Source organism: Corynebacterium sp. LK33, assembly GCF_014334955.1.
In the GTDB taxonomy this organism is placed as follows: Bacteria; Actinomycetota; Actinomycetes; order Mycobacteriales; family Mycobacteriaceae; genus Corynebacterium; species Corynebacterium jeikeium_D.
In genome coordinates this window covers 103,634-126,308 of sequence record NZ_PDGU01000008.1, presented here as the reverse complement: position 1 = coordinate 126,308, position 22,675 = coordinate 103,634, and the positions used below count along the sequence as shown (strand labels likewise).

Here is a 22,675-nt window from a genome sequence, read left to right as displayed (position 1 = left end):
CGTATGACTATCATCAAGCTCGATAGCCGCTTTCCAACAGCGATTCCGCTGGAAGCCGCTAGCCTGCTGACCGGTGAAGTCAGCTACACCGAAGAAGTCCCGATCCGTGTGCGCTGGGCAATCGCCGACGCCGGTGGGCACTCGGTGTCCCAGGCGGAGATTCTGGTCACCACCGATATGGAAAACGACGAGGTACTCGATCGCCTCGATGCGGGCGAGAAGGTCTACTCGGTCGAGCTGGATGATGCGCCGGACCCAGCAGCTCCGGCAGCTCAGGTTGCGGCGGCTCCCCAGCAGGACTCGGTGAAAGAACCTGAGCCAGAACCGGTTGCAGAGCCTGTTGCAGAACCGCTGACTCCGCAGGAACAGCTTGCCGCAGCTCGTCTGCCCCACGTCGTCGAGGCCGTGGACATCATGGCGGCCGCACGGCGCACGGGGCAGTGGGAAGCTCGCCAGACGCACAAGAGCCTGCTGCCGTATCTCATTGAAGAGACCTACGAGTTTGTCGACGCAGTCAACGAGGGCGGTGACATTCGTAGCGAGCTGTCAGATCTGCTGCTGCAGATCCTCTTCCACGCTGAAATCGCGGAGGACTTCGACTTCGACGATGTGGCGACCGACTTTATTTTAAAGATGCGCGCTCGTCAGCCGTACCTCTTCGACGGCACTGTGGCCGAGGGAGAGATGGTGTCGGAGGAAGAACAGGAGCGACTGTGGGCTTACGGCCGCGGACGTCCGCGCTCGAACCCGGCCACACAGCTGCCAGCTCTGACTTTGGCTGAGGAAGCCATCCGCCGCGCACGTGCGCTGGGACTGTCCGATGCAGACATTCCAGTGGAGATTCTGGTCCCGACCCCGGGGCTGGAGACTGAGTCCGGTGCGGAAGAGCGGACCCGACAGGCTTCACGCGCATTCCTGGCTGAGCTGGCTCAGATGGAGAATCAGCAGGCCGGCAGTGTTGAGCAGTGGGCAGCGGGCAGCGAAGATAACGAAGAGGCTGAGGACTTCGGCCCGTCGGAAAGCGACAGCTAGTTTCCAGCAAAAGTGATTTCTGCCCTCGAGTTTGAGTGATTTTTACGGTTTACCCCGTAGAGTAATTCCCCATGCCTTCTAATTCTCCCTTTGATGAATACGCGCACCCCGCACCCCGCGGGGCGAAGCCGCGTGGCCGCAGTAAGGGGAAAAAGAAGTCCTCGAGAGGCTGTGGCTGCCTCGGTCTAACCTCCCTGGCGGTGCTGATCATCATTGGCACGGTTGGGGCGTTGGCGATGTTCACTGGACCCGTTATCCCGTCGTTGACCAAGAAGCCGATTCCGGATAATGTGCCGCCTGCTGCGGCTGAGCCACCGCCGATGATTGATGTTAACGCGCCCGGGCGCACCTCGGAACAGCTCCGACAGTGGGCGCAGCAGATTTCCCCGAAGACTGGTATTTCTGAGGACGCTCTCCGTGCCTACGGCAACGCATATGTGATTGCGGCCGAACAGTTCCCGAACTGCCACCTGGAGTGGAACACGCTTGCGGGACTGGGCAAAGTGGAGACTAATCACGGCACGTACTCGGGCAATTGGCTCAAGCCGGCGCATATCGGTGCCGATGGGGTAGTGAGTCCGACGATTATCGGTCCGCCGCTGGACGGCACGAGTGGGTTTGCTGAGGTTCTTGATACTGACAACGGCGAACTCGACGGTGACACAGAGTATGACCGCGCTGTGGGGCCGATGCAGTTTATTCCCGAGACCTGGCATCGCTTTGCGATGGATGCTTCTGGTGACGGTGTCGCCGACCCTAACAACATCGACGACGCAACTGCGACCACGGCACGGATGCTCTGCAGTGGGGAACGCGACCTCGCCACCCCGGAAGGGTGGGCATCTGCAATTCGCTCGTATAACCAGTCTGAGCAGTATCTTCGCGATGTTCGGGATGCTGCGGCGAACTATGCGCTGAATCAGCCCGCATAGGGTGAAAAGGATTTAAGGCGAAGGTTGGCAAACCGTGCCACAATTGGAGTCATGTGCCGGAACGGTTCCGGCGGAAAGGTGACCTATGGCTGCAATCATCGAGTTGAACGCACGCGAAATTCTGGACTCCCGTGGTAACCCGACCGTTGAGGTTGAGGTGCTGTTGGAAGACGGTGCTGTGGGCCGCGCTGCGGTTCCGTCCGGTGCCTCCACCGGCGTTCATGAGGCACACGAGCTCCGCGATGGCGGAGACCGTTACCTGGGCAAGGGGGTCGAGAAGGCTGTCCGCGCTGTGCTCGAGGAGATTGAGGACGCAATTATTGGCCTCGAGGCTGAGGATCAGCGTCTGGTTGACAAGACCATGATTGAGCTGGACGGCACCGACAACAAGTCCCGCCTGGGTGCTAACGCAATCCTGGGTGTTTCCATGGCTGTTGCCAAGGCTGCTGCTGAGTCCGCTGGCCTGGATCTGTTCCGCTACGTCGGCGGCCCGAACGGTCACGTTCTACCGGTTCCGATGATGAACATCCTCAACGGTGGCGCACACGCTGACTCCGGCGTTGACGTCCAGGAGTTCATGATTGCTCCGATTGGTGCCCCGACCTTCAAGGAAGCACTGCGCGTCGGTGCTGAGGTCTACCACGCACTCAAGAAGGTCATTAAGGACAAGGGCCTGTCCACTGGCCTCGGTGATGAGGGCGGCTTCGCTCCGTCGGTTGACTCCACCAAGGCTGCTCTTGACCTGATTGTTGAGGCAATTGAGGCTGCAGGCTACAAGCTGGGCGACGATGTCGCTCTGGCTCTCGACGTTGCTTCTTCCGAGTTCTTCAAGGACGGCAAGTACCACTTCGAGGGCGGCGAGCACACCGCTGAGGAGATGGCAGCTGTCTACGCTGACCTGGTTGAGAACTACGCCATCGTCTCCATCGAGGATCCGCTGCAGGAGGATGACTGGGAGGGCTACACCACCCTGACTGCTCAGCTTGGTGACAAGGTCCAGATCGTCGGCGACGACTTCTTCGTCACCAACCCGAAGCGTCTGGCAGAGGGCATTGAGAAGAAGGCCGCTAATGCTCTGCTGGTCAAGGTCAACCAGATCGGTACCCTGTCCGAGACCTTCGAGGCTGTCGCAATGGCTCACAACGCCGGCTACAAGTCCATGATGTCCCACCGCTCCGGTGAGACTGAGGACACCACCATCGCTGACCTGGCCGTCGGCCTGAACTGTGGCCAGATCAAGACCGGTGCTCCGGCTCGCTCCGAGCGCGTTGCTAAGTACAACCAGCTGCTGCGCATCGAAGAGTACCTCGGCGATGCCGCAGTCTACGCTGGCCGCAGCGCTTTCCCGCGCTTCAAGTAAAGAGCTGAGGCGCTGCGAAAGCTGCGTCTAGCACTGCCCGTCCGCACCACGCACGTGGTTGTGGGCGGGTTTTTGTTATTTCATCGGCTGGCGGTCGGGTAGAGTGTGGGGCATGAGTGCATCGGACCGATCTCGCCGCGGAACACAGTCGCGCCCCGCAGGGGCGGGGCAGCGTTCGGCAGCGGCAATCGCATCGGGAATGCGCTCGCTGAGCACGGCACAGAAGATCGGCATTGGTCTGCTGGTGCTTTTCTTAGTATCTGTTCTCGCAATTCCGCTGCGGACTTTTGCACAACAGCAGGCGGATGTAGCCGCAACGCAGGACAATATTGCTCGCATGGAACAGCGAATTAAGCAGTTAGAGGATGAAAAGGAGCTTTACTCCAACCCTGCCTATGTTAAGGAGCAGGCACGTCTGCGCCTGGGGCTGGTAGAGCCGGGGGAGACCCCATTCCGTATCCTCGATCCGGCCGTGGGCGAACAGCCTGTGACGCAGCCGGAGGAAATTCCGCAGCACCAGGCCAAGAAGTGGTACGAGACGCTGTGGGATTCCATTTCTATCCCGCCCGAACCCGAAGAGACTCGCCCTAATCCGGGGCGCGATCAGGCAACGAGGCCAGAGAGCTTGCCGACGGTACCGGAGTCCTAAACCTCCGTAGGGCTACCTGGGGCCTCTCGGTGAGGTTGCATGCGCGGCGGAGTGTGCCGTCGTAAAGCGAAGCAACGCGCTTGTAAGGCGACTGTGAGATTATGTGTCAGTAAAAAACGGAAGCAAAAGGAGTGTGACCGATGTCTGTGGATACCGCAGATTTGGAAGTGATAGCGGAGCAGCTCGGACGTGAACCGCGGGGTGTAGTGGACATCTCTTACCGCAGCCCCGACGGCACTCCTGGTGTGGTTAAGACGAAGCCGCGCTTGGACGATGGCACTCCGTTTCCCACGCTCTTTTACCTAACTGATCCGCGACTCACCGCCGAGGCCTCTCGGTTGGAGACGACCGGCGTGATGAAGGAAATGACCGCGCGTCTGGAAAGCGACGAAGAGCTCGCCGCCGATTACCAGCGTGCACATGAGGCGTTTCTGGCAGAGCGCAATGAGATGGAAGACCTGGGCACGGACTTCTCCGGTGGCGGAATGCCGACGCGCGTGAAGTGCCTCCACGTTCTTATTGCCTACGCGCTGGCCAAGGGGCCGAATCACTTCCGACTGGGTACTGAGTCGGTGGCGCTGGCGGCGGAGAACGAGAAGCTGCGCGGCACCGCGATTCCCGCAGATTGGCCCACGATTGCCGAGCTCGGTATTGCGTATCCGGGGGTGGAGGGATAAATGACGACCCTCGCTGCCGTCGACTGCGGCACTAATTCGCTTCGCCTGCTTATCAGCCGGGTCGAGGTTGTCGATGGAGTTCTCGAAATCACAGAACTGCACCGACTGATGGAAATCGTCCGCCTTGGCCAGGGCGTGGATGCCACTGGCATGCTGGCTCCAGAGGCGCTGGAGCGCGTGCGGGAGGCTCTGACGAAGTATGCGGAGCTTATGCAGGTCGAAAAAGTGCAAGCAGTCCGAATGGTGGCGACATCGGCGACACGCGACGCAAGCAACCGCGACGATTTCTTCGCCATGACCCGCGAGATTCTCGCTCCGTGGGGTGCAGAGGCCGAGGTTATTTCTGGCGACGAGGAAGCCGCGCTGTCCTTCCGCGGTGCAGTCGATGACTTGGAGCCCGAGCTCGGTCCGTATTGCGTCATCGACGTCGGTGGCGGCTCCACCGAGGTTATTGTCGGTGACCACGATGGTACGGTAGCCGGTTCTGATTCCGTGGCTATGGGCAGTGTGCGCTTGACCGAACGGTTCCTGCAGGCCTCGCCACCGACGGCGGAACAGGTCCAGGAGGCGCGTTCGTATGTTGCGGAACTGACAGACGAGATTGTTGCAAAGGTGCCTGTCGACAAGGCTCGCACCATCGTCGGCTGCGCCGGGACCTTCACCACCCTGTCGGCGCTGGCACAGGGGCTAGAAACCTACGACCCGGAGGCAATCCACCTGTCGCAGCTGCGCTTTGCGGCGTTGCGTGCGCTGACCGCATCCGTGATTGAGACCGACGCGGAGTCCCTCGCTGCCAATCCCGTGATGCATCCGAAGCGCGCGGATGTCTTCGCCGGCGGTTCCATCATTGTGGACGGTCTGATGGACATGTTTGAGGCGCTGCCGCTTTCCGAGGCAGCGAAGGAAGAGCAGCGCTTTTTCTACATCAGCGAGAAGGATATCCTCGACGGAATTGTGGCGAGTTTGGTAGACACCCATATCGCCCATTAATCTTTCTTAGGGGCCCCTATAGCCCAATTGGCAGAGGCAGAGGACTTAAAATCCTTTCAGTGTGGGTTCGAGTCCCACTGGGGGCACCAAAAGGCCAGGTCAGAGAGTTTTCTGACCTGGCCTTTTGCTATCTGTGCGCGCTGCACACGTATTACGGCAGGACGTTGAACTTCTTGCCGAGGACAAGTGCCGTGTTGAACACCTTCGAGTACAGCTCACGCGGCATCTGCGGCATCGACACCGGGGAAAGACGCTGCACGGTCACCGTCTGCTCGTCGGTGTACTTCAGCAAGCCGCCCGCTGCTTGACGACGGCCCACACCCGAATCCTTGAAACCACCCATCGGGGCATCGACAGACGCGAAAGCCGCAGCAAAACCATCGTTGACATTGACAGTGCCGGCCTCAAGCTGTGGAGCCAGCTCCTTTGCGCGACGCGGGGAGGTCCACAGCGAAGCATTGAGGCCATAACGGGAATCGTTGGACTTGGCGATAGCCTCATGGACGTCCGAGACACGCTGGAGAACTACCACCGGGCCGAATACCTCTTCGGTCAGCAGGGCGACGCCCTCCGGGACGTCGGTAAGCACGGTCGGCTCGTAGAACAGCGGTCCCAAATCCGGGCGAGGACGACCGCCGGCCAGCACGGAGGCGCCGGCCTCGATGGCCTCGTCGACCATGGACTTGACGGTGTCGAACTGGCCCTGCGACTGCAGGCAGCCCATCTCGGTTTCCCACTCGTAGCCAGCGCCGATGGACATTGCCTTCACGCGGTTGGTGAATGCCGGGACGAACTCGTCCCAGACGGAGTCCACGACATAGATTCGCTCAATGGACACGCACAGGTGACCGGAGTTGGTGAAGCAGCCAATGCGTGCGCCCTCGACCGCGCGGTTGATGTTGGCATCTTCGGCGACAATCAGCGGGTTCTTGCCGCCGAGCTCCGCGGAGAAACTGATCAGGCGCTCGCCGCACTGCTGTGCCAGCGAGCGGCCGGTCTCGGAGGAGCCGGTGAACATCAGGAAGTCACACTGGCCGACAATGCCCTGGCCGACAACGCGACCGGGACCTGGGATGACCTGGAAGAGATCCTCCGGAAGGCCAGCGCGGTAGAGCAAATCGACAGCGAAGAGAGCGGTAAACGGAGTGGTGCTGTCCGGCTTGAGCACGATGGCGTTACCGGCCATCAGTGCAGCCAGCGCATCGGAAACCGCGAGGGTCAGCGGGTAGTTCCACGGAGCAATAACACCGACGACGCCCTTTGGGTGGTGGTAGACGGTGGTCTTGGAAAGTACCGGGACCGCGCCGTGCGCTCGCTTCGGCTCAAGCAGTTTCGGGCCCTGATTGCCGTAATAGCGGGCGGTGATAGCGGTGTGTACGAGCTCCTCGTGGGCACTGGCGCGGTTTTTACCGGTCTCGGCCTGCAGCAGATCCAGCACCTGGTCGCAGTGGGTAAAGAGCAGGTCGTGGAAGTGGTGCAGCACTTCGCCGCGCTTTTCCGGCGCCATGCGGGCCCACTTCTTCTGCGCGGCACGGGCACGCTTGAAGGCCTCGTCGACATCGGCCTGGGTACCGACAGGAATCTGCGCCAGCTCCTGGCCGGTAAATGGTGCCGAGATAGTGGCGGTCTTCGACTTATCAGCTACCGTGACGCGCTGAAGAAGGCGGGCAACGAGCTCGTCGTTAAGCGGATTGCGGATGGTAGTTCGGTTTGTCGTAGCAGTAGATGCTGTCATGGCACAGATACTACTGTTGCGCGGCGCCCCGAGATAGTAAATTTGGCAAAACTACAAAAACTTAGAAAACTTTAGTAAGTAGTCCAGCCCATCCGACGGTTGCGGTCCGGTTCGCGCGGGCCATCGTTGCCGAACTCGAACGGTTCGTGGCCGTCGACATCGCCGTAGCGCATCTCCGGGTCATCATCCAGATCGTCGTCGACGTCGATGTCCGGCTTTTCCTCGGCCAACCGCTTGCCGAGGGTGTCATGCGGAGAAGCACCCCGCCAGCGGTCCGGCGGATCCATTACATAATTCTCGCCATCACCGGTGAGGAAGTCGCCATCGAGTCCCTCTGAGCCATCGAGCGTGGTCTCGTCGAAATCACCAGTGGTATCCGGATCGTAGTCAAGGCCATCAGACATCTTGACCAACCTCCTGTTTCATAATCACTCATGTGGTGCCCACGCCTGGCGACTGTGAGTTTTTCCGCGATTACAAAATCACCGCCAGCAGGCGAGGAATTACCTTGATACTAACTGTTTTTCAGGGTTGGGAACAATACCTTTACATCGCCCGTTGTAGAAAGTGTAGGCAAACGTAAGCGCGTGTGCCTGAATACAAAACGTAAGAAAAACTGAGAAAAGAAAGAAGGACGACGTGCGCGAAAGCAGCAATCCTGCATTCAGTTCACTTACTAAGACCGTCGCCCGCGGACAGGCGGGCGCACATCACTACGGCCAAGGTCAGATGGGCGCTGGCTACGGGGATAACCCGTACCAGTCGCAGGTTGCCGCCGACTACCGTCCGATGACGGTCGACGATGTCGTTTCCAAGACCGGCATCACGCTGGCAACCATCATCGTTTTGGCTGCGGTCAATTTCTTCATTGCCGTCAGTGTCTCCACCAGCCTGGCCATGATTCTGACCATTGTCGGCGCCATCGGTGGTCTGATTACTGTTTTGGTTTCCACCTTCGGCAAGAAGTACGGCTCCGCGCCGGTTACCCTCACCTACGCGGCCTTCGAGGGTCTCTTCGTCGGCGGCATCAGCTTCATGTTCACCGCTCCAATTCAGGGCGTTGCCGCTGGTGCGCTGATTATGCAGGCAGTGCTGGCCACCCTGGGTGTCTTCATCGGTATGCTCTTCGTCTACAAGTCGGGCGCTATCCGCGTGACCCCGAAGTTCACCCGTTTTATGAGTGCGGCTCTGATCGGTGTGCTGGTCCTCATGCTGGGCAACCTGGTGCTCTCCCTGTTCGGCCTGGGCTTCCCGCTGCGTGACGGCGGCACGCTGTCGATCATCTTCTCGCTGGTCTGCATCGGCCTGGCAGCCTTCAGCTTCCTGATTGACTTCGATCAGGCTGACCGCCTGGTCCGCGCTGGCGCTCCGGCTCAGTACGCCTGGGGTGTCGCCCTCGGCCTGGCTGTGACCCTGGTCTGGCTCTACACCGAGATTCTGCGTCTGCTGTCCTACTTCAGGGACTAAACGCTAGAAAACTAACTAACGCACAAGCGCCGGTTAGCCCGTTATTGGGCTTGCTGGCGCTTTGTTGTTGGCAGTCGACATATTGACCGATCGGGCTGTGCAGTGTGACGTCGTAAAGCGCGATATCGAAGCGGGAGAGGGCACAAAAAATGGACCGATAGGCCATATGGGCTTCTATCGGTCCAAGAATCGGGCACTGTGGCCCGAAGTTGCCGCCTGGGTTGAGGCGGTCTAACGCCGGGAGCGCTTAGGCGTCCATCTCCGGGTCGTACGGCTCAGCCTTGACCACAGTGACAGACACTTCGTCGCCGCTCGGGGAAGCGTAAGTGCGGGTCTCGCCCTCCTTAGCGCCGACCAGAGCCTTGCCCAGCGGGGAATCGGTGGAGTAGGTCTCCAGGTTCGGGTTGGAGGAGTCAGCGCCACGGGTACCGATGAGGAAGGTCTCGGTGTCGTCTTCGTCGCCGTCGTAGTAGACGTGGACCACGGTGCCGACCAGAGCCACACCGGACTCCTGCGGGATCTCGCCGACGGTGGCGCGCTGCAGCAGGTCTTCGAGGTAGCGGATGCGCGCCTCTTCCTGTCCCTGCTGCTCGCGGGCGGCATCGTAGCCGGCGTTTTCCTTCAAGTCGCCCTCTTCGCGGCGCTCGTTAATCTCGGCGGCGATGACCGGGCGGTTTTCATATAGCGCCTCAAGCTCGGCCTTGAGCTTGTCGTAGGACTCCTGGGTGAGCCATGGGCTATTGTTCTTTGCCTCAGTCATGGTTCCTCCTGTGTTTTGGCTATTTAATACAAAAGCGGCCCCGCGTGGGGCCGTCGGCTGCGTCACAGGATAGCACTGTCACGCCACATGGCAATAACAGGCGCGTCGGAGTGTTGTCGCGCACGCTTTACGACGTGCCGTGGAAGCACATAATCCTCGGTTGCGAAAGGAGGTTACTTAGCAGGTGCGAGGAACTCCGGAATGTCGGTGGAGCAGCCGTAGACATCGCCTGCGACGGCCAACTCGCGGGTGGCAATGGGGACGTCCATACGCACCGTAGCGGGGCCGCCGCCCGGGATGAATACGTCGCGACGACCGACCTCTGCCACGTCATAGTTCAGCGCGTAGATAATGCAGTAGCTATCCAGCTCCGGCTTTTCGCGGGTGACGTCCAGCGTGAAGATGAACTGCTCATCTTCCTTACCTGGAGTGCGGCTCCAGCCCGCTTGCGTTGCAGAGACATCCGGGGCGGAGACGCGGTTCATCTGAACGAAGATGTATGCGCCGGCGATGACGAGCATGCCAACAATAGCGATAACAACCAATTTTGCGGGGAGAGTGCGACTGTTATCCCCATAGCGCTCGCGCTGCCCGTTAGGCGCTGCGGTATTTCGGGTGTTTCGCTCCGAACTTTCAGCCATGCTTTTTAGCCTATCGGAGTTCTTGGTCGACGTGGTAAAATGTTGACAGTTAAACAATCTTTCTGGTGTGGCGCAGTGTCCTGCTGCTATGTTGTTCCACCGAGTAGCGATGCTGCGTGGTCATATGATGGTGCAGCGCTATAGTGGGGCGGTATTGAAACGGTGCTGTAGTAGCATCGTTGCGGTCGAAGGGCCCCGGCCTCGGCCAGAAAACATGGACTGAGATAGTAGCGGGAGTGACTTCAATTGGCACTTCGTCTGATGGCGATTCACGCTCATCCTGATGACGAATCGAGCAAGGGCGCCGCAACAATGGCCCGATATGTGGCGGAAGGGCATCGCGTCAAAGTGGTGACCTGCACCGGCGGTGAGGCCGGTAGCATTCTCAACCCGGCGATGGATCGGCCGGAGGTGCGGGAGAATATCGCCTCGGTGCGCGTTAACGAAATGGCTGCAGCCGCTGAGATTCTCGGTGTTGAACATGAGTGGCTCGGCTTTACCGACTCCGGTCTGCCTGCGGGGAACCCGGTGCCGGTGCTGTCGCACGGTGTGTTTGCTCGCCAATCGGTCGAGGATGCGACGAAGCCTCTCATCCGGGCCATCCGGGAATTCCGTCCGCACGTCGTCATTACTTACGACGAAAACGGTGGCTACCCGCACCCGGACCACATCATGACCCATATCGTGTCCATGCGCGCTTGGCTGGAGTCCGGAACGGATAAGTACCCCGAGCTCGGTGAACCATGGGAGATTTCCAAGCTCTACTACACCCACGGTTTCATCAAGGCGCGCCTCATCGCGCTGGATAACTACTACCGCGACAACGACTTGGAAAGCCCGCTGGCCGAGTCCTTCCGTCGTTGGACTAAGACTCCCGGCGACATCATGACCCGCGTGACCACGCAGGTCGAGTGCGGCGATTACTTCCAGCAGCGGGATCAGGCGCTGCTGGCGCACGCCACGCAGATCGATCCGAACGGGCCATTCTTCGCCGTGCCGGTAGACATTCAGCAGCGCGTTTGGCCGACCGAAGAGTTTGAACTCGCCCGCACTCGCGTGCAGACCGAGCTGCCAGAGACCGATCTCTTCGCTGGTATCGACCCCGACGCGGAATAGTCCGGAATTAACGCTAAGCTGGAACTCATGATTGAAAGCTTCGATGCCTTGGCGGCTCGCACGACAATTTTCCTGGCGCAGAACCCCACTGGTCCGCGGGGTGCTGACTTCGGTAAGGCCTCTCCTATTGGCCTGCTCATCATTGTCGTTTTGCTCATCGTCATCCTGGCTCTCGGCTGGGATCTCTCGCGGCGCGCGAAGCGCATGGCCGCCCGCCGGAAGTTCGCCGAGGCACACGGTATGGATCCCTTTGATTCCGAGGCCGTGGATAAAGCGATGGCTGCAGCAGAGCAGCGTCGTGAAGCGGAGTAGTTAGCGTCAAGGCATGTGCTCGCCGCTTGACGACGGGCGATGTGTGCACCCCTGATTGCGTCCCATGTGGCGGGATTTGGAGTTCGAATTGCGGGATTCTAGGCAGTGCGCTACAGTCAAGCACATGCGTATGTGGCGATTTTATTTTTCGAAGGCTCCGGAGGCAGTGACGACATAGTCACAGCCGGCGGCTAATCGTCACGTCGCCACCAACCGGAGCCAAAGGCAGCAGCCCCAACCAATCGGGGCGCTGCCTTTTGTCGTATCTACAGCCAAAATGCGCAACTGATCACCCAGAGAAAAGAGATCTCAGATGACCCCTCCAACTTCCCTCGAAGCCCCCGCCTCGACCGCGAACCGCCGCGTCGTAGCCTTCCACGACCTGCCCTCCCCAGAAGAGGTCATGGCCAAACAGCCACTGACCCCGAACCTGGTTAACGAAGTGGAGCAGTCGCGACTCGACATCGCCCGCGTCATCGCCCGCGAGGACGATCGTCTGCTGGTCGTTGTCGGCCCGTGCTCCATTCACGACCCTGAGGCCGCCATCGACTACGCCCGCCGCCTGAAGGCCACCGCCGATGAGCTCGACGAGGACCTGCTGGTCGTCATGCGCGTCTACTTCGAAAAGCCGCGCACCACCGTCGGCTGGAAGGGACTCATCAACGACCCCGACCTGGATAGCTCCTTCAAAATCAACAAGGGCCTGCACATGGCCCGCGAGGTGTTGATTGAAGTCCTGCGTACCGGCCTGCCCGCCGGCGCCGAATTCCTCGAGCCCAACAGCCCGCAGTACATTTCCGACGCCGTCTCCTGGGGTGCGATCGGTGCGCGTACCACGGAGTCGCAGGTCCACCGTCAGCTCGCTTCCGGACTTTCCGTGCCCATCGGCTTCAAGAACGGCACCGACGGCAACGTCCAGGTCGCCGTGGACTCGCTGGTCTCCGCAGCAAACCCGCACTTCTTCTTCGGCATGAACGACCAAGGCCGCGCCGCCGTCGTCGAAACCGCCGGCAACCACAACTGCCACATCATCCTCCGCGGCGGCACCTCCGGCCCGAACTGGGACGAGGCATCGCTTAACGACGCCGAAGCCCGCCTGAACAAGGCCGAGCAAACCGTCAGCATTATGGTGGACGCCTCCCACGCCAATTCCGGAAAATCCGAGGTGCGCCAGGCCGAGGTCGTTGAGGAGCTCGGCAAGCTCATCGGGGGCGGCGACGAGCGCATCACCGGCATCATGATGGAGTCCTTCCTCGAAGCCGGCGCGCAAAAAATTACCGATGGTCGTAAGGGCCTCGTATACGGCAAGTCCGTCACCGATGCGTGCATGGATTGGGAAACCACCGACCGGCTGCTGCGTACGCTTGCGGCAGAAGTCCGGAAGCGTCGGCAGGCACGCGACTAAGCACAAAGTGGCCGTGCCCATTGGGTAGGGTTACATATGTGAAAGAAAACCAGCCGTCCTCACTCCGGCGGATCGCCTATCCGCTCTACGAGCGCAAACTAGCCCAAGAGCTAGAAGGAAAACCTCGCCCCAAGCACGTTGCCATCATGGCCGATGGCAACCGCCGCTGGGCGAGGGAGGCTGGATTCACCGACGTCAGCCACGGCCACCGCGTCGGCTCCCGCAAAATCGCAGAATTCGTCGGCTGGTGCGCCGAGCAGGAAATCGAGCTGGTCACCATCTACCTGCTCTCCACCGAAAACCTCGGGCGAGACCCCGAAGAGCTGGAATTACTGTTCGACATCATCGCTGACGTCGTCGACGAATTGGCGCAATCGCCTAACGACGTGCGCCTGCGCATGGTCGGCCACCTCGAGCTCCTTCCGGAAAGAATGACCGCCCGGCTACGCCACGACGAAGAAGTCACCGCGAACAACACCGGCATCCAGGTCAACATCGCCGTTGGCTACGGCGGCCGGCAGGAAATCGTCGACGCAGTACGCAGAATCATTCGGGAATCAGTCGCCGAAGGAATTGATGCTGCCGAGCTCGAGGAGAGCATCACAACCGACGCCATTTCTCGCCGCCTCTACACATCCGGACAACCGGACCCCGATCTAGTCATCCGCACTTCCGGAGAACAGCGGCTCAGCGGCTTCCTACTCTGGCAAACCGCCTACTCCGAGATTTGGTTCACCGATACCTACTGGCCCGAATTCCGCCGCATCGACTTCCTCCGTGCACTTCGAGACTTTTCGCAGCGCTCGCGCCGCTTCGGCAAATAACCTCCCTACATCCGGAAAAATTTCCGGATGTTAGAGTTTGCGCATCCGGACCCTCGAAACCTTGTGGTCCCGAGACTTCGTCAGAACTAATGACGCACGCACTCGAGTGGGCAAAATATTTTCCGTAAGGTTCGGCAAGTTCACCTGCTGCCAAATGCGTCGGGCCACCTCGGCCGCAGCTTCGTCGTCAAGCGTGGCGTAATCCGCGAAGTGCGCGCCCGGAGCGCGAAACGCCGTCTGGCGGAGACGGAGGAAACGGCTGATGTACCAACGCTCGATGTCCGCGCGCGGGGCATCGACGTAGACACTGAAATCGAAAAGATCGGAAATCATCAGCGTCGGGCCCGTCTGCAAAACGTTGAGCCCCTCGAGAATGAGAATGTCCGGACGGTCAACATCGACGAACTCATCCGGCACCCGGTCATAGAGCGTGTGCGAATACACCGGGGCCTTCACATGCCGCGCCCCCGACTTCACCGCCGTGACAAACCGCATCAACGCACGCTGATCATACGACTCCGGATACCCCTTGCGCTGCATAATCCCACGGCGATTCAATTCCTCAGAAGGGTAGAGGAAGCCATCAGTAGTAACCAAGTCCACCCGCGGATTAGTCTCCCAGCGCTCGAGCAGCACCTGCAGCAAACGCGCCGTCGTTGACTTGCCGACCGCCACCGAACCCGCGACGCCGATAATAAACGGCACCGACGCCCCCTTCGAAGGATTTTCCCCAAGGAAGTTCGACGTTACGGCGTTCAGCTCCCGATGCGCCGCCACACGCATGTGAATCAGACGAGAAAGCGGAAGATAGACCTCGGCGACTTCGTCCAGGTCGATGTTTTCACCGATACCGGAAAGTCGTTCAGCTTCCTCTTCCGTCAGCACCAGAGGCATATTCTTGCGCATTTCGCGCCACTGCTCGCGTTTGAACTCGACGTACGGGCTGGGGGATGTTGCGCGCGTCATACTTCCAATTGTGCCAAGGGGGGCCTAAAACCGGAAAACGGAACAACGAAGGGGGCATACCTGAATGGTGCTGCTTTCGTGGTTTGCCCCATAAAGGGCTAGCATGGCCTGTGGCATTGAAGTTTCATTGAAAGGTCGAAAACCTACTCATGACCGGGTCTAACAATAACGATGTCCGCTACCAATCGCTGCGTGAACTCGATCCCGACCTCGCAGAGGCAATGGCAGGGGAGCTCTCTCGTCAGCGTGACATGCTCGAAATGATTGCTAGTGAGAACTTTGTTCCACGTGCAGTGCTGCAAGCTCAGGGCTCGGTTCTGACCAACAAGTACGCCGAAGGCTACCCGGGTCGTCGTTACTACGGTGGCTGCGAATACGTCGACGTCGTCGAGGACATGGCTCGCGACCGCGCCAAGGAGCTCTTCGGCGCTGAGTTCGCCAACGTTCAGCCACACGCAGGTGCGCAGGCAAACGCTGCCGTTCTGCATGCGCTGATCAACGCCGGTGACAAGATTATGGGCCTCGACCTGGCACACGGCGGTCACCTGACCCACGGCATGAAGCTGAACTTCTCCGGCAAGCTCTACCACGTCGCCGCATACGGTGTGGACAAGGACACCATGCGGATCGATATGGACAAGGTGCGTGAGCAGGCGCTCGCAGAAAAGCCGGATGTTCTCATCGCAGGTTGGTCGGCGTACCCGCGCCACCTCGACTTCGAAGCTTTCCGTTCCATCGCCGATGAGGTCGGTGCGAAGCTGTGGACGGACATGGCGCACTTCGCAGGCCTGGTTGCCGCCGGTCTGCACCCGTCGCCGGTTCCGCATTCTGACGTTGTGTCGACCACCGTTCACAAAACCCTCGGTGGTCCACGTTCGGGCATGATTTTGGCCAAGCAGGAGTACGCCAAGAAGCTGAACTCCGCTGTTTTCCCGGGGCAGCAGGGTGGCCCGCTGATGCACGCCATCGCCGGCAAGGCCGTGGCGCTGAAGATTGCTGGTACCGAGGAGTTCAAGGAGCGCCAGGAGCGCACTCTCGCTGGTGCCCGCATTCTGGCTGAGCGTCTCACCGCTTCCGACTGCGCCGAGGCTGGCGTCGATGTTCTCACTGGCGGCACCGATGTCCACCTGGTTCTGGCGGATCTGCGCAATTCTGAGATGAACGGCCAGGAGGCCGAGGATCTGCTCCACGCTGTTGGCATTACCGTCAACCGCAATGCTGTTCCGTTTGACCCGCGTCCTCCGATGGTTACATCCGGACTTCGTATCGGTACTCCGGCGCTGGCCACCCGTGGTCTCGACGAGAAGGCCTTCACCGAGGTCGCCGATGTCATCGGTACTGCTCTCGCCGCCGGCAAGAATGCGGATGTTGACTCCCTGCGTGCTCGTGTTTCGAAGATTGCTCAGGAATTCCCGCTTTACGACGGTATCGAGGACTGGAACCTCATCTAAATCTGCGTTTTTGCAGCGCAAGTACCCGTTCTAGCAGTGCGCTAGGACGGGTTTTCCCGTACATCCGGGTTTTAGTCCGGAGGTGGTGGCTCCGGCCCGAGCTGTTTCGTCGTGCCCGCCCGGTATCCGGCGTAGGACCTCCCGGACATTGATGTCACAAATGAGTTGCTAAACAGCGGCGGCCGAGTCTTGTCAGGTGGGCGCCATCGAATATGTCCGGATGTGGGGATGCGTTCGAGGTGGCCGTTGCGTCCTTCCCGGTCGTCGTCGTTAAGCCCGTTGTGTTCGCGGCAGACCATGGTGAGGTTGTCCAGCGTGGTTGTGCCGCCGTGCTTGTGGGCGACTAGGTGGTGCGCTTGGCCGCTATAGGCGGGGCGTTCACAGCCGGGCCAGGCGCAGATGGGGTTGTCGATGAGCATCGCGATGCGCTGCTCTTCAGTCGCCAGGCGGGGGTTGCCGATGGGAAATAAGTCCGTAATGGCGCTGTGTTCGTCGTAAAGCACGGCCCACCCGGTGTCGGCGAGTAGGGCGTTGAGGAAGACGTCGGGGGCGAGCGCGGAGCCGTTGGTGGTGGCGGCGAATCGCGGGCTGTAGTCGATGAGGTCTTGCGCGGTGATGATGATGGCGGGTTGGTAGCGCATTTCATCGAGCTTGTCGACGGGCGTTGCGGCATCGGCATGCTCGAGGCGCTCGGCAAGCGCTTGGCCGACGCAGCGGTCGTGGGAAAACTCCGGATGGGACTTCCGGATTTCTGCGGCACGGATGGTAAGCGGCGACAGGAGATTGTCGAGCATATCCGAGGGGCCGGAGATATGGAAGTGCTTCATTCCCCGGATGTCTACCTTCCGGGAAAATCGGGCGCGCAGATGCTGGGGTGGCTCGTCTTCGGTGTTGAGCTCGGTGAGAGTTTCCCGCATGTAGAGATCGAGTTCTTCGAAGCCGAGGCGTTCGGCGGCAGCGACGAAGGTGAGCCGCAGGTTGTCGTGGAGTTCGGCGTTGTTGGCTTGGCGGCTGCGCTTGTCGATAAGCACGCAGGTGTCCAGGCTGAGGCCGAGCTGGCGCGCAAGGGCGGTGGCGTCTTCGCGGGCTTTGGTGTTTTCCTCGGTGTCAGCGGGTTGGAGATAGTGGGCGGCGACGCGTAGCAAAAGCCGGAGGCGCGCCGGGTCAAGGCCGAGGGTTGCCGCCAGGTGGGAGGTGGCGTCGTGGCCGTCGGGACGCGCGGCGTGGAGTTCCGCTAGCGTGTCCATTCCGCGCGAGGCCAGTGCGGCGAGCGTCCCAAGAACTGTCATGCCTTTGAAGGTAAAAGTCCGGATGTAGGGGGACAACGCCTATGGGGGCAGGCTGTGGATAAGTCAGCCGGTTTAGCAGTTATCCACATCCGGACTTTTCACCGCGCAAAACGCAGCGCAGCTGCACCGCCGTACCGCCGCACCACGCGCTGCCGTCTGTTACGCCCCGAAGTCACGCAGGGCGCTGCCGGTGAGGCGGAAGGTGTCCCATTCGTCCATGGGGAAGGCGCCGAGGGAGCGGTAGAAATCGATGGAGGGTTGATTCCACTTCAGGACGCACCACTCGACACGTGAGTAGCCTCGCTCCACGGCAATTCGCGCGAGGTTCTGCAGCAGTGCTTTGCCCTTGCCGGTGCCGCGTGCCTCGGGGCGGACGTAGAGGTCTTCGAGGTAGATGCCGTGGGTGCCTTCCCAGGTGGAGTAGTTGAGGAACCACAGTGCAATGCCGTCGAGGCGCGGGCTGCCTTCAACACCGCCATCACCGCCACCGGCGCCGTCGTCCAAATTTCCGGATGTGGAGTCGACGACGTGGCAGAAAATCGCAGGGTTGTCCCCGAAGAGCTGTTCGCGCAGGCGCTCGGGGGTCAGTCGGACGGCATCGGGTTCTTTTTCGTAGGCCGCCAGGTCTTTGATGAGGTCGACGATCTCGTGGACGTCGTCAGGCGTGGCGGGGCGTGGAAGTGTCATGTGTCCCTTGTTACTCGCGGCGAGTGATTTGGTGCAAAAGTGCGTCCGAGGCGGGGGAGATTGCGATAACCTGCGAGATTATGAGCAACGTTACTCAAGACTTTTCCGACGGCATTCTAGCCATCACCATCGACCGCCCGGATGCCTATAACTCCCTGGATAAGAATCTCCGCTTGGAGCTGAAAGCCGCTTTTGAGCGTGCGCAGGAGCCGGATGTGCGCGCTGTTATCCTGCTCGGCGGGCCGAAGGCGTTTTGTACGGGCCAGGATTTGAAGGAGCACATTTCTGACCTGCAGTCCGGCGCCGGCATGGGCAAGGTTGTCGAGGAGTACAACCCGATGGTCGCGGAGCTGACCGCGATTAACGTTCCGGTTATTGCAGCTATCGAAGGTGCTGCGGCGGGTGCCGGCTGGTCGTTGGCGCTGCACTGTGATTTCCGTATCGCGGGCCCGAAGGCGTCGTTCAAGGCGGCGTTCCCGTCGATTGGCCTGGCCACGGACTGTGGCATGTCGGCGCTGCTGCCGCGCATGGTCAGCGACGCGAAGGCGCGTGAGCTGTTGTTCTTCGATAAGAAGGTGCTTGCCGACGAAGCCCTGAGCCTCGGCCTGGTCACTGAAGTGGTGGATAATCCAGCGACTCGGGCACGTGAGTTGGCTGCCCAGTTTGCGGCGGGGCCGACGGCCGCGCTGAAGGAGATTAAGGCTCTGCTGCGCCGGGATACCTTGTCTGCCGCTGCGGCGGAGGCGGACGCGCAGGCTCGTTTGGCGGTCTCGGCCGACCATAAGGAAGCGGTGGCCGCGTTCTTGGAGAAGCGACCACCGCATTTCGTAGGTGAGTAAGGCAGATACCTGGAGTGGCAGGGGAGAGATAGTAGTGAAGAACTACTGCTCTTCCTGTGCTCCTAGTACTTCACTGGTGAGCTCTGGGTGATCTCCCAGCTCACCGGAAACCTCGTCAGGGTGCTTGGATAGGCTGACCAGCGAGACCGCCAGACCGCCCCAGATGACGATGATGAACAGTGCCATCATGACAATTGCGATACCGGACATTTGGCTTAAACCTCCTCGGTTTCCGGAGTGTGCTTGCGTGGCAGGTGTGAGGACCGCTTGAAATCTGGCGTCACACCGAAGTCCGAGCCCGGAGGGCCATCGAGACGGTGTTGGCCGCGCCAAGGCAGGATGGCCATAATCAGAGCGCCGATGAGAATCACGCCGATGACACCCCAGCCAAAGATGTCGATTTGGGTGTCGGAGTAGCCTTCGTAGTTTTCCTGGAAAAGTCCAATGAGCTCCTGGAACAGGATGACGGCGAGAATGACCGGCGTGATGTTTCCGACGAAGATCTGCCACATGGTGCCGACCTTGAACGAGGACACGGCGTTGAGGTGCATGGCGAACTCGTTGGTGCGGCGCAGGATCCAGTCGATTGCGATGATGGTCAGCAGTGCAACCAGGACGATACCGACGTTGTTGGTGAACTTATCTACGATGTCGAGGGTTACCAGACCTGAGGTGGTCGGGAAGGCCAGCAGCGAGATGACGGCCATGGCGCCACCGACGGTGAGGGTGGCCTGGACGCGGCCGAGGTTCAGCTTGTCCTTGACTGCGGAGACGACGACCTCGAGCAGCGACATCAGGGAGGTCACACCGGCGATTGCCAGGGAGAGGAAGAACAGCAGCCCGAAGACCGAACCGATGACCTTGGGCATCTCAGAGATGACCGTCGGGAATGCGATGAAGGCAAGACCAATACCGGAGGTTGCGACCTCGTCAACGGCCTGACCCGACTGCGCTGCCATGAAGCCCAGGGTGGCGAAGACACCGATACCGGCGAGAACCTCGAAGGAGGAGTTTGCGAACGCGGTGACCAGGCCGGAACCGGTGAGGTTCGTGCGTGGCTTCAGGTAGGAGGCGTAGGTCAGCATAATGCCGAAGGCCACGGACAGGGAGAAGAAGATCTGGCCGTAGGCGGCAATCCATACGCTGGAGTCAGTCAGTGCGGACCAGTCTGGGGTGAAGAATGCATCCAGGCCCTTTGCAGCGCCGTCGAGCGTCAGGGAGTAGATGACCACTGCGACGAAGAGGATGGTCAACAGCGGGATGAAGATAATCGAGACCTTGCCGATGCCCTTGTCCACACCAGCGGCCAGAATGCCGATGACGAGTACCCAGACAATGAGCAGGACGATGGAAATCGAGGGGACGAAGTCCAGAGAGAAGACGCTCTCGGTGTCTACTTGGAGGAAGTCCTTCATGAAGTGGGTCTCGGCATCTGGGCCCCAGCTCTTGCGGATGGACTTCCAGGCGTAGATGAAGGACCACGCGATAATAACGGCGTAGTAGACGGTAATGAAGAAGGCGATACCGACCTGAATCCAGCCAATTGGCTCAGCCCAGGGCTTGATGCGACGCATCGACTTCGGTGCGGACCCGCGGAAGCGGTGTCCGATGGCGAAGTCGAGGAAGAGCAGTGGGATACCTGCGGTCAGAAGTGCGACCAGGTAGGGGATAAGGAAAGCGCCACCGCCGGAGTCATACGCGACATAGGGGAAACGCCAGATGTTTCCAAGCCCGACTGCCGAGCCGATAGCGGCGAAAATGAAGGCTGCTCGGGTGGAAAACACCTCCCTTCGCTGAGGGGTAGCGGTCGAGTTGGTTGTGCTCATACCTCTGGAACTCCAATTCTTCATCTCCGGTCACGCGCTCGCGCGGCCTAGGAGGGAATTTGGTGAAGTGCATCACCATTACCTAATGGAATCTTAGTATATGAGATAGGTATCTCATTGTATAGTTTCAGTTTTGTAGGGGGTAATGGTTTTGGTGAGGGGTGTGGCACAGGGGGAGGGCAGCTCCAATCAAGCCTCGTAAATAATCGCCGACCCTAAGAGCTGCCTCAGTCACAAGCATGCAAAAACCCCGCCAGGAAAACCTGACGGGGTTTGTGTCGAATCAGCTAGGCCGACGTGCGCTATTTACTCTGCGCCGCCCTTGGCGATGCGACGGAAGATGATTTCCTTCATGATCTCGTTGGTGCCACCGTAAATGGTCTGGACCTTGGAGTCGAGGTAGTGAGTGGAGATCGGGTACTCGAGCATGAAGCCGTAGCCACCGAACATCTGCAGACAGCGGGTAACGATGTCCTGCTGCTCCTCGGTGGTCCAGTACTTGGCCATGGAAGCGCCGGTCTCGTCCAGCTGGCCTGCGTTGTGAGCCATAACGGCCTGGTCAACGAAAGCCTGCAGGGCGGTGACGCGGGTGGCGATGTCAGCCAGGTAGTGGCCGTGGACCTGGTGCTGGATGATCGGACGGCCGAATGCCTCGCGCTCCTGAGCGTACTTGTAAGCGAGGGTCCAGGCGCGGCGGGAAGTTGCAACAGAGCCGCAAGCCAGGGTCAGTCGCTCGTGAGCGAGGTTGGTGCGGAGGTAGCCGAAGGCGGCACCCTCTTCGCCGAGCAGGTTCTCGGCCGGAACGCGGACGTTGTCGAAGTTGAGCTCAGCGGTGTCCTGAGCCTTCAAGCCGACCTTCTGCAGCGGGCCAGCCTTGGTGAAGCCCTCGAGGTCGGCGTCGACGATGAACATGGAGACACCAGCGCGGCCCTTGGATGGGTCGGTGATAGCTGCGACGAGAGCGAAGTCCGCCATCATGCCGTTGGAGATGAAGATCTTGGTGCCGTTGAGGACGTAGTGGTCGCCGTCCTTCTTGGCGAAAGTGCGCATACCTGCCAGGTCGGAACCTGCGCCCGGTTCGGTCATGGCGAGGCAGCCGATGGTGTCGCCGGCGTTCATGGAAGCCAGGTACTTCTGCTTCTGCTCTTCGTTGCCGAACTTAGCCAGGTACGGAGCGACCAGGTCGTTGAGAACGCCGAAGGAAACGACGATGGAGCCACAGTCAGCGTTGGAGAGCTCCTCGTTCAGGACCTGGTTGTAGCGGAAGTCCATCTCTCCGCCGCCGCCGTATGCCTCCGGAGTGGACATACCAATCAGGCCGAGCTCACCGGCCTTCTTGAAGACCTCGCGGTCCGGCTGACCTTCCTTGTGCCAGCGCTCTACGTTCGGGGTGATTTCCTTCTCGACGAAGCCGCGAACCATGTCGCGGAACATGTTGTGCTCTTCTTCGAAGTGAGTACGGGGCAGAAAGTCCTTCATGACATGCTCCTAGAAATATTGTCGTGGAATTTTTGTCTTAAGGCCTTTTCGTACGTCGCAGATAAACGCTGCAGTTAAACGCGATGGCCTCGGTTCATCGTCATAGTGACTATGACTGTTGTACCCCATTATGCATGAGTGTGATGAGAGACACTTGTTTTTTTAAAAGTTTTTTCCCGATTGGTGATGTGGAATCGCTTGACGACGGATATTGCGCCCAGCCTTCCCAGAAAACTAC

Annotated in this window: 24 protein-coding genes and 1 tRNA gene; 15 read left to right on the top strand and 10 right to left on the bottom strand. The window is 60.0% G+C overall.

All coding sequences use genetic code 11. The features are described 5' to 3' along the window. The first annotated feature begins 3 nt into the window (after positions 1–3). The 7 genes from CRD20_RS02565 (at position 4) to CRD20_RS02535 (ending at position 5,729) form a co-directional block, all read left to right on the top strand. Positions 4–1,032, top strand: coding sequence for a MazG nucleotide pyrophosphohydrolase domain-containing protein (locus CRD20_RS02565; protein ID WP_187404783.1), 1,029 nt, complete (start codon positions 4–6; stop codon positions 1,030–1,032). A gap of 71 nt (positions 1,033–1,103) precedes the next feature. Continuing rightward, positions 1,104–1,964, top strand: coding sequence for a lytic transglycosylase domain-containing protein (locus CRD20_RS02560; RefSeq protein ID WP_049172246.1), 861 nt, complete (start codon positions 1,104–1,106; stop codon positions 1,962–1,964). 85 nt (positions 1,965–2,049) lie between these two features. Then, the gene (eno, locus tag CRD20_RS02555; RefSeq protein WP_048733955.1) at positions 2,050–3,324 is read left to right on the top strand and encodes a phosphopyruvate hydratase; all 1,275 of its coding nucleotides are present in this window, start codon (positions 2,050–2,052) and stop codon (positions 3,322–3,324) included. 112 nt (positions 3,325–3,436) lie between these two features. After that, the gene (locus tag CRD20_RS02550; RefSeq protein ID WP_048733957.1) at positions 3,437–3,973 is read left to right on the top strand and encodes a septum formation initiator family protein; all 537 of its coding nucleotides are present in this window, start codon (positions 3,437–3,439) and stop codon (positions 3,971–3,973) included. A gap of 140 nt (positions 3,974–4,113) precedes the next feature. Further along, on the top strand, positions 4,114–4,650 hold the full coding sequence (locus CRD20_RS02545; RefSeq protein ID WP_048733959.1) for a DUF501 domain-containing protein: 537 nt from the start codon (positions 4,114–4,116) through the stop codon (positions 4,648–4,650). Continuing rightward, complete coding sequence (locus CRD20_RS02540; RefSeq protein ID WP_187404782.1) at positions 4,651–5,640, top strand: Ppx/GppA phosphatase family protein; 990 nt, start codon at positions 4,651–4,653, stop codon at positions 5,638–5,640. It abuts the gene before it with no gap. A gap of 12 nt (positions 5,641–5,652) precedes the next feature. Then, a tRNA-Leu gene (locus CRD20_RS02535) sits at positions 5,653–5,729 on the top strand. 62 nt (positions 5,730–5,791) lie between these two features. Here CRD20_RS02535 and CRD20_RS02530 read toward each other — a convergent pair. Together CRD20_RS02530 and CRD20_RS02525 are read right to left on the bottom strand one after the other, a co-directional pair. After that, a complete protein-coding gene (locus tag CRD20_RS02530; RefSeq protein ID WP_187404781.1) occupies positions 5,792–7,375 on the bottom strand; it encodes a succinic semialdehyde dehydrogenase in 1,584 nt (527 codons plus the stop codon). A gap of 71 nt (positions 7,376–7,446) precedes the next feature. Continuing rightward, complete coding sequence (locus CRD20_RS02525; RefSeq protein WP_070600926.1) at positions 7,447–7,779, bottom strand: hypothetical protein; 333 nt, start codon at positions 7,777–7,779, stop codon at positions 7,447–7,449. A gap of 235 nt (positions 7,780–8,014) precedes the next feature. Between CRD20_RS02525 and CRD20_RS02520 the strand changes: the two genes are divergently transcribed. After that, complete coding sequence (locus CRD20_RS02520) at positions 8,015–8,842, top strand: Bax inhibitor-1/YccA family protein (RefSeq protein ID WP_187404780.1); 828 nt, start codon at positions 8,015–8,017, stop codon at positions 8,840–8,842. 247 nt (positions 8,843–9,089) lie between these two features. Here CRD20_RS02520 and greA read toward each other — a convergent pair whose 3' ends face one another. Together greA and CRD20_RS02510 are read right to left on the bottom strand one after the other, a co-directional pair. After that, positions 9,090–9,602 carry a transcription elongation factor GreA gene (gene greA / locus CRD20_RS02515; RefSeq protein WP_048733968.1) on the bottom strand — a complete coding sequence of 171 codons (513 nt, stop codon included), beginning with the start codon at positions 9,600–9,602 and terminating at the stop codon, positions 9,090–9,092. Positions 9,603–9,775: 173 nt separating this feature from the next. Next, the gene (locus CRD20_RS02510; protein ID WP_048733970.1) at positions 9,776–10,243 is read right to left on the bottom strand and encodes a DUF4307 domain-containing protein; all 468 of its coding nucleotides are present in this window, start codon (positions 10,241–10,243) and stop codon (positions 9,776–9,778) included. Between the two features lie 261 nt (positions 10,244–10,504). Here CRD20_RS02510 and mca point away from each other — a divergent pair, with 261 nt between their 5' ends. The 4 genes from mca to CRD20_RS02490 all read left to right on the top strand — a co-directional run bounded on the left by mca (position 10,505) and on the right by CRD20_RS02490 (position 13,900). Beyond that, positions 10,505–11,359, top strand: a complete 855-nt coding sequence (mca, locus tag CRD20_RS02505; RefSeq protein ID WP_187404813.1) for a mycothiol conjugate amidase Mca — start codon at positions 10,505–10,507, stop codon at positions 11,357–11,359. A gap of 27 nt (positions 11,360–11,386) precedes the next feature. Further along, the gene (locus CRD20_RS02500) at positions 11,387–11,671 is read left to right on the top strand and encodes a hypothetical protein (protein ID WP_048733974.1); all 285 of its coding nucleotides are present in this window, start codon (positions 11,387–11,389) and stop codon (positions 11,669–11,671) included. Between the two features lie 313 nt (positions 11,672–11,984). Beyond that, positions 11,985–13,076, top strand: a complete 1,092-nt coding sequence (locus tag CRD20_RS02495) for a 3-deoxy-7-phosphoheptulonate synthase (protein WP_187404779.1) — start codon at positions 11,985–11,987, stop codon at positions 13,074–13,076. 38 nt (positions 13,077–13,114) lie between these two features. Next, positions 13,115–13,900 carry an isoprenyl transferase gene (locus CRD20_RS02490; RefSeq protein ID WP_070560108.1) on the top strand — a complete coding sequence of 262 codons (786 nt, stop codon included), beginning with the start codon at positions 13,115–13,117 and terminating at the stop codon, positions 13,898–13,900. 30 nt (positions 13,901–13,930) lie between these two features. Here CRD20_RS02490 and coaA read toward each other — a convergent pair whose 3' ends face one another. Then, entirely contained in the window at positions 13,931–14,866 is a 936-nt protein-coding gene (gene coaA, locus CRD20_RS02485) for a type I pantothenate kinase (protein ID WP_042388837.1), read from the bottom strand. A 149-nt stretch (positions 14,867–15,015) separates the two neighbouring features. Here coaA and glyA point away from each other — a divergent pair, with 149 nt between their 5' ends. After that, on the top strand, positions 15,016–16,317 hold the full coding sequence (gene glyA / locus CRD20_RS02480) for a serine hydroxymethyltransferase (RefSeq protein WP_016423186.1): 1,302 nt from the start codon (positions 15,016–15,018) through the stop codon (positions 16,315–16,317). A 71-nt stretch (positions 16,318–16,388) separates the two neighbouring features. Here the strand turns inward: glyA and CRD20_RS11115 are convergent, their stop codons facing one another. Next, positions 16,389–17,144 carry an HNH endonuclease signature motif containing protein gene (locus CRD20_RS11115; RefSeq protein ID WP_246820038.1) on the bottom strand — a complete coding sequence of 252 codons (756 nt, stop codon included), beginning with the start codon at positions 17,142–17,144 and terminating at the stop codon, positions 16,389–16,391. Between CRD20_RS11115 and CRD20_RS11110 the strand changes: the two genes are divergently transcribed. Then, positions 17,130–17,459 (top strand): hypothetical protein, encoded by a 330-nt coding sequence (locus CRD20_RS11110; protein ID WP_246822166.1) that lies wholly within the window; start codon positions 17,130–17,132, stop codon positions 17,457–17,459. The two genes, CRD20_RS11115 and CRD20_RS11110, sit on opposite strands and share 15 nt — an antisense overlap. Positions 17,460–17,765: 306 nt before the next feature. Here the strand turns inward: CRD20_RS11110 and CRD20_RS02470 are convergent, their stop codons facing one another. Beyond that, the gene (locus CRD20_RS02470; protein ID WP_070859151.1) at positions 17,766–18,293 is read right to left on the bottom strand and encodes a GNAT family N-acetyltransferase; all 528 of its coding nucleotides are present in this window, start codon (positions 18,291–18,293) and stop codon (positions 17,766–17,768) included. Between the two features lie 80 nt (positions 18,294–18,373). Here CRD20_RS02470 and CRD20_RS02465 point away from each other — a divergent pair, with 80 nt between their 5' ends. Next, on the top strand, positions 18,374–19,132 hold the full coding sequence (locus CRD20_RS02465) for an enoyl-CoA hydratase-related protein (protein ID WP_048733985.1): 759 nt from the start codon (positions 18,374–18,376) through the stop codon (positions 19,130–19,132). A 42-nt stretch (positions 19,133–19,174) separates the two neighbouring features. Here the strand turns inward: CRD20_RS02465 and metS are convergent, their stop codons facing one another. The 3 genes from metS to CRD20_RS02450 form a co-directional block, all read right to left on the bottom strand. Then, positions 19,175–19,342, bottom strand: coding sequence for a methionine/alanine import NSS transporter subunit MetS (metS, locus tag CRD20_RS02460; protein ID WP_048733989.1), 168 nt, complete (start codon positions 19,340–19,342; stop codon positions 19,175–19,177). A 5-nt stretch (positions 19,343–19,347) separates the two neighbouring features. Beyond that, on the bottom strand, positions 19,348–20,958 hold the full coding sequence (locus CRD20_RS02455) for a sodium-dependent transporter (RefSeq protein ID WP_049190690.1): 1,611 nt from the start codon (positions 20,956–20,958) through the stop codon (positions 19,348–19,350). 306 nt (positions 20,959–21,264) lie between these two features. Beyond that, the gene (locus CRD20_RS02450; protein ID WP_048759734.1) at positions 21,265–22,437 is read right to left on the bottom strand and encodes an acyl-CoA dehydrogenase family protein; all 1,173 of its coding nucleotides are present in this window, start codon (positions 22,435–22,437) and stop codon (positions 21,265–21,267) included. Positions 22,438–22,675: the final 238 nt, after the last annotated feature.

Excerpts from the sequence above, each read along its gene's own strand:
- CRD20_RS02565 (WP_187404783.1), top strand. The coding sequence starts at position 4 with ATGACTATCATCAAGCTCGATAGCCGCTTTCCAACAGCGATTCCGCTG.
- CRD20_RS02560 (WP_049172246.1), top strand. The coding sequence starts at position 1,104 with ATGCCTTCTAATTCTCCCTTTGATGAATACGCGCACCCCGCACCCCGC.
- eno (WP_048733955.1), top strand. The coding sequence starts at position 2,050 with ATGGCTGCAATCATCGAGTTGAACGCACGCGAAATTCTGGACTCCCGT.
- CRD20_RS02550 (WP_048733957.1), top strand. The coding sequence starts at position 3,437 with ATGAGTGCATCGGACCGATCTCGCCGCGGAACACAGTCGCGCCCCGCA.
- CRD20_RS02545 (WP_048733959.1), top strand. The coding sequence starts at position 4,114 with ATGTCTGTGGATACCGCAGATTTGGAAGTGATAGCGGAGCAGCTCGGA.
- CRD20_RS02540 (WP_187404782.1), top strand. The coding sequence starts at position 4,651 with ATGACGACCCTCGCTGCCGTCGACTGCGGCACTAATTCGCTTCGCCTG.
- CRD20_RS02530 (WP_187404781.1), bottom strand. The coding sequence starts at position 7,375 with ATGACAGCATCTACTGCTACGACAAACCGAACTACCATCCGCAATCCG.
- CRD20_RS02525 (WP_070600926.1), bottom strand. The coding sequence starts at position 7,779 with ATGTCTGATGGCCTTGACTACGATCCGGATACCACTGGTGATTTCGAC.
- greA (WP_048733968.1), bottom strand. The coding sequence starts at position 9,602 with ATGACTGAGGCAAAGAACAATAGCCCATGGCTCACCCAGGAGTCCTAC.
- CRD20_RS02510 (WP_048733970.1), bottom strand. The coding sequence starts at position 10,243 with ATGGCTGAAAGTTCGGAGCGAAACACCCGAAATACCGCAGCGCCTAAC.
- mca (WP_187404813.1), top strand. The coding sequence starts at position 10,505 with ATGGCGATTCACGCTCATCCTGATGACGAATCGAGCAAGGGCGCCGCA.
- CRD20_RS02500 (WP_048733974.1), top strand. The coding sequence starts at position 11,387 with ATGATTGAAAGCTTCGATGCCTTGGCGGCTCGCACGACAATTTTCCTG.
- CRD20_RS02495 (WP_187404779.1), top strand. The coding sequence starts at position 11,985 with ATGACCCCTCCAACTTCCCTCGAAGCCCCCGCCTCGACCGCGAACCGC.
- coaA (WP_042388837.1), bottom strand. The coding sequence starts at position 14,866 with ATGACGCGCGCAACATCCCCCAGCCCGTACGTCGAGTTCAAACGCGAG.
- glyA (WP_016423186.1), top strand. The coding sequence starts at position 15,016 with ATGACCGGGTCTAACAATAACGATGTCCGCTACCAATCGCTGCGTGAA.
- CRD20_RS11110 (WP_246822166.1), top strand. The coding sequence starts at position 17,130 with ATGGAAGTGCTTCATTCCCCGGATGTCTACCTTCCGGGAAAATCGGGC.
- CRD20_RS11115 (WP_246820038.1), bottom strand. The coding sequence starts at position 17,144 with ATGAAGCACTTCCATATCTCCGGCCCCTCGGATATGCTCGACAATCTC.
- CRD20_RS02470 (WP_070859151.1), bottom strand. The coding sequence starts at position 18,293 with ATGACACTTCCACGCCCCGCCACGCCTGACGACGTCCACGAGATCGTC.
- CRD20_RS02465 (WP_048733985.1), top strand. The coding sequence starts at position 18,374 with ATGAGCAACGTTACTCAAGACTTTTCCGACGGCATTCTAGCCATCACC.
- metS (WP_048733989.1), bottom strand. The coding sequence starts at position 19,342 with ATGTCCGGTATCGCAATTGTCATGATGGCACTGTTCATCATCGTCATC.
- CRD20_RS02455 (WP_049190690.1), bottom strand. The coding sequence starts at position 20,958 with ATGAGCACAACCAACTCGACCGCTACCCCTCAGCGAAGGGAGGTGTTT.
- CRD20_RS02450 (WP_048759734.1), bottom strand. The coding sequence starts at position 22,437 with ATGAAGGACTTTCTGCCCCGTACTCACTTCGAAGAAGAGCACAACATG.